3 protein-coding genes are annotated in these 4,089 nt (G+C 62.4%); all 3 read right to left on the bottom strand.

Annotated elements, in window-relative coordinates; translation table 11 throughout:
* On the bottom strand, nt 1-340 hold a 340-nt coding region (locus ACOYNV_RS26195; protein ID WP_422902756.1), incomplete at its 3' end, for a hypothetical protein.
* 58 nt (nt 341-398) lie between these two features.
* Nucleotides 399-2,765: a PAS domain-containing sensor histidine kinase gene (locus ACOYNV_RS26190; RefSeq protein WP_422902755.1), complete on the bottom strand. Its 2,367-nt coding sequence runs from the start codon at nt 2,763-2,765 to the stop codon at nt 399-401.
* A 291-nt stretch (nt 2,766-3,056) separates the two neighbouring features.
* Entirely contained in the window at nt 3,057-4,076 is a 1,020-nt protein-coding gene (locus tag ACOYNV_RS26185) for an ATP-binding protein (RefSeq protein WP_422902754.1), read from the bottom strand.
* Nucleotides 4,077-4,089 lie beyond the last annotated feature (13 nt).

Genomic DNA, 4,089 nt, shown 5'->3' with positions numbered 1-4,089 from the left:
CACCCTCTCCCCGACCCTCTCCCACAAGTGGGCGAGGGGGAAAAGCGGGGCGTGGAGCGTCGATCCATGCCGGCGGCAACTCGCCGACGGAGACGACGGAGACGACGGAGACGACGGAGACGACGGCAGCGCTGGCGGCCATGCGGTCAAACTCGAATCCATCGGTCTGGTTGGCCGGGTTGCGCGGTCGATCCGGGACGTTATTGAAGTAGAGGCCGCTGCTGGTCCAGTTGGGGAAATCCCTGGAAATGCGGGAAAGCGCATGCGCCGGCAGGCAGCCGACGGTCTTTTCGTTCACCGGCAGGCCGCTGGCCAGCAATAGTTTGCCTTGAAGTTTCATCGGCGACCCTGGGCGGGCAAGTTGGAGAGGTGCAAAATTCCGGCAAGGGCTCCATGACTCATGCGACCTCCTGCGGCAGTTCAACGCAGAACCGGCTGCCCTGTCCTTCACCGGCCGATTCAACCGTTATCCTGCCGCCCTGGTGTTCGGCGATCTTGCGGCACAGCGCCAGTCCGATGCCGGTGCCTTCGTAGGCGCCACGCGAGTGCAGGCGCTGAAATACCTGGAACAGCCGGCCGCTCTGCTCCAGCGGGATGCCGACGCCGTTGTCGGCAACGCACAGGCGCCACGTCTGGCCGCTGCTTTCGCTGCTCACCGTAACTACCGGAGGGCGTCCGGCGACGCGGAACTTGAGCGCGTTGCCGATCAGGTTCTGCAGCAGGCGCAGCATTTCATCGGGACTAACGAAAATTTTCGGCCAGTCGCCATCAATGCGCACTTCGGCCTGCGCTTCGGCGACCGCCGGTTGCAGGAAAAGCAGTGCTTCGTCGAGCACGGCGCGGCTTTCGATCCACGCCTGCGGTTCGCCCTGGCGGCCGACCAGCGAGTACTCAAGCAGCCCGAGCAGCATGGCGTCGAGCCGCTTGGCGCCGTCGATGGCAAAATGGAAATACTCGCGTTTCTCTCCGTCAAGCTGATCGGCCAGAGCCATTTCGAGCAGTTGCAGAAAGCTTGAGATCATGCGCAGCGGCTGGCGCATGTCGTGCGAAATGGCGTAGCTGAACTGTTCCAGTTCACTGTTCGAGCGCAGGAGTTCGGCTTCGGCCTGCTTGCGCGCCATGATGTCGCGGGTGACGCCGATGAAGTGGGTCAGCCGGCCCTGCTCGTTGCGCACCGGCGAAATCGTCAGTTCGTTCCAGAAGGCGGTGCCGTCCTTGCGATAGTTGAGTATCTCGCCGGAGAACTCGCTGGCCTCTTCCTTGGCCTCGCGTATCGCCGCCACCGTCAGCGGATCGGTGAGCGGCCCCTGGATAAATCGGCAGGAGTGGCCCAGGACTTCCGCCTGGCTGTAGCCGGTGATCGACAAAAAGGCGTCATTCACCGAGAGCAGGCAGCCGTCGGCACTGGAGACGAGCACGCCTTGCGAGACGGCTTTCAGGGCGAGGTCGCTTACCCGCAGCTGATCCACCATCTGCTTGTACTCGGTGACGTCGAGCATCACGCCGATCAGCCCGGCCACCTGGCCGGCGGCGTCGGTATAAACCGCCTTGTTGAAAACCACGTCGTGGCGTGTCCCATCGGCATGGACAACGGATGCTTCGTAGCTTTGCACGCCGGCGTTGCCCAGCAGATCGCGGTCGGCCTGATCGTATTTCCCGGCCAGGTCAGCTGGGGCAATGTCATACGCGGTCTTGCCGATGAATTGCTCCGGCGACAGCCCGAGGTAACGCGCGAAGGCCTTGTTGCCGCCGATATAGACGCGCGCTGCATCCTTGTAGAAAATCGGCGAGGGAACCGCATCGAGCAACTCTTGCTGGAAGCGCAAGGCGTTTATTGTTTCTTCTTCCGCTTGCTGGCGCTGGTGATCGATTTTTTTCAGTTTGCCCTGTGTTTTCGCCAGCCATCCCAGTACGCTGTTTTCACTAACGCCGGCATCAGGAATGGCCGAAGAGAATTCGCCACGGCCGATTCTCGCAATGTGCGCATAGACTTCGTCAACCGTACCGCCCAGCGTGGCGTGCAGATACTTGTTGGTGCGCAAGAAGGTGAACAACAGGCTCAGGGCAAACAGGACAAAAACGATGCGCACGATCAGGGCCTTGGTCCGCGCCGACTGGACGGCGGCCAAGGTACGTGCTTCCATCAAGGTGTAAAACTCGTCGACTGGTTTCATGATGGCGACCTTGGTCTGATGGTACTTGTCGTCATGCATCATCAGCAGCGCCGTGGCGCGGCTGGACCCGGCCTCCGTGCCGGTTTTCCCCAGTGCCGTTTCAACCAGCTTCATGGCCACGAATTCGGTGTCGATCAAGCCGTCGGAATTCGCCTTGGTCTCCTCCAGCTTGCGGAATTCCTGTCCGGAAAACCCGGCCTGGTGCATCAGATCGAGCAGTGCGATGGCCTGTCCGCTGTCGGGTCGGGGCATTTCCCCCTTGGCCTGCACCAGATCCCAGTAAATTGACTGATAGTTTTGCGGCCGTGGCTTCGTCCCGTCACGGATGTCGAGAATGGCTTGGTAGTATTCCTTGTAGCGCGGGTCGCCGGTCACCACGTAGGTGCGCGCCATCCGCGTCAGGTCGTCCGAAGACTGGCGCAACTCATCGGCCAGCAGATAGGACTGGTGGCGCATTTCATAGGCGCGATCAAGCTGCTTTTCCGACCAGACATAGACGGCAAAGGCCAGAACCAGGATGGCGAACACGCCAACCGTCAGCCCGATGTAGCGGGCGAAGGTTGGCCGTTTTTTCTGCAGGGTGGCGTTCATATTTGAATCAGTAGTCACTGCTGGCTGACGTGATCACGCAACGCGAAACGCTCTTTCTCCCCTCGCCCTCTTGCGGGAGAGGGGCCGGGGGAGAGGGCGATTGCGGCACCAGAAAAACCCGCCCTCTCCCCGGCCCTCTCCCGCAAGCGGGCGAGGGAGCAAAGCGGAAACCGGCCTTCCCGCAAGCGGGAGAGGGAGCAAAGCGGAAACCGGCCTTCCCGCAGGCGGGCGAGGGAGAAGCCGGGGGTTGGCGCTGGCTGATGATTCGGCTCGGGTTTGTCATTTTGTTACTCATGCAGCGGCCTTCCTTGGCAGCGGTATCTCGACCTGGAAGCGGCTGCCCTGGCCTGCTCCCGCCGATTCGACCCAGATGCGTCCGCCCTGGTGTTCGGCGATCTTGCGGCACACGGCCAGGCCGATACCGGTGCCTTCATAGGCGCTGCGCGACTGCAGGCGCTGGAACACCTGAAACAGCCGGCCACTCTGCCCGGGCAGGATGCCGATGCCGTTGTCGGCGACGGACAGGCGCCAATGCCCCCCGCCGCTCTGGCCACTCACGGTGATTTCCGGCGGGCGCCCGGAGACGCGGAACTTGAGCGCGTTGCCGATCAGGTTTTGGATCAGACGCAGCATTTCGTCCGGGCTGACCAGAATGCGCGGCCAGTCGCCTTCAATGCGCACTTCGGCCTGCGCCTCGGCGATCGCCGGTCGCAGGAAGAGCAGCGCTTCGTCGAGCACGGCACGGCTTTCGATCCAGCTCGCCGGCTCGCCATTGCGGCCGATACGCGAGTAGTCGAGCAGGCCGATCAGCATCTGGTCAAGCCGCTTGGCGCCGTCGATGGCGAAATTGAAATACTCGCGCTGCTCGCCGTCAAGCCGCTCGCCCAGATCCATTTCGAGCAGTTGCAGGTAGCTGGAGATCATGCGCAGCGGCTGGCGCATGTCGTGCGAAATGGCGTAGCTGAACTGTTCCAGTTCGCTGTTCGAGCGCAGCAGTTCGGCTTCGGCCCGTTTCAGTTCGGTGATGTCGACGCCGGTGACGGCAATCAGCGAATCCTGCCCGGCGGAAACCGGTATGGCATGAAAAAGAACGCTCATCGAGCTGCCGTCGGCCTGCGGGTGCATGGCCTCGAGGGTGCCTGGCTGCCCCTCGCCTGCTGCCTGCAAGAGCTGAACCAGCGCCGCCCTGCCCTCGGCAGTGGGCCACCATGGCGTGTCGGGAAAATAGCGCCCGAGCACGTCTTCCGCTCGCGCCGCGATAACCGCCAGGGCAGCATTGACGCATGAAACCTCGGCAAACCCCGATGACATATTTTAGCTCCGC

Origin of the sequence: Propionivibrio sp. (assembly GCF_049316945.1) — a bacterium.
In the GTDB taxonomy this organism is placed as follows: Bacteria; Pseudomonadota; Gammaproteobacteria; order Burkholderiales; family Rhodocyclaceae; genus Propionivibrio.
The sequence above is the reverse complement of the archived record's forward strand: the minus strand, read 5'-3'. Positions and strand labels throughout refer to the sequence as shown.

Bases quoted from the DNA above. Each gene is read 5' to 3' on its own strand.
- ACOYNV_RS26190 (WP_422902755.1), bottom strand. From the start codon at position 2,765: ATGAACGCCACCCTGCAGAAAAAACGGCCAACCTTCGCCCGCTACATC.
- ACOYNV_RS26185 (WP_422902754.1), bottom strand. From the start codon at position 4,076: ATGTCATCGGGGTTTGCCGAGGTTTCATGCGTCAATGCTGCCCTGGCG.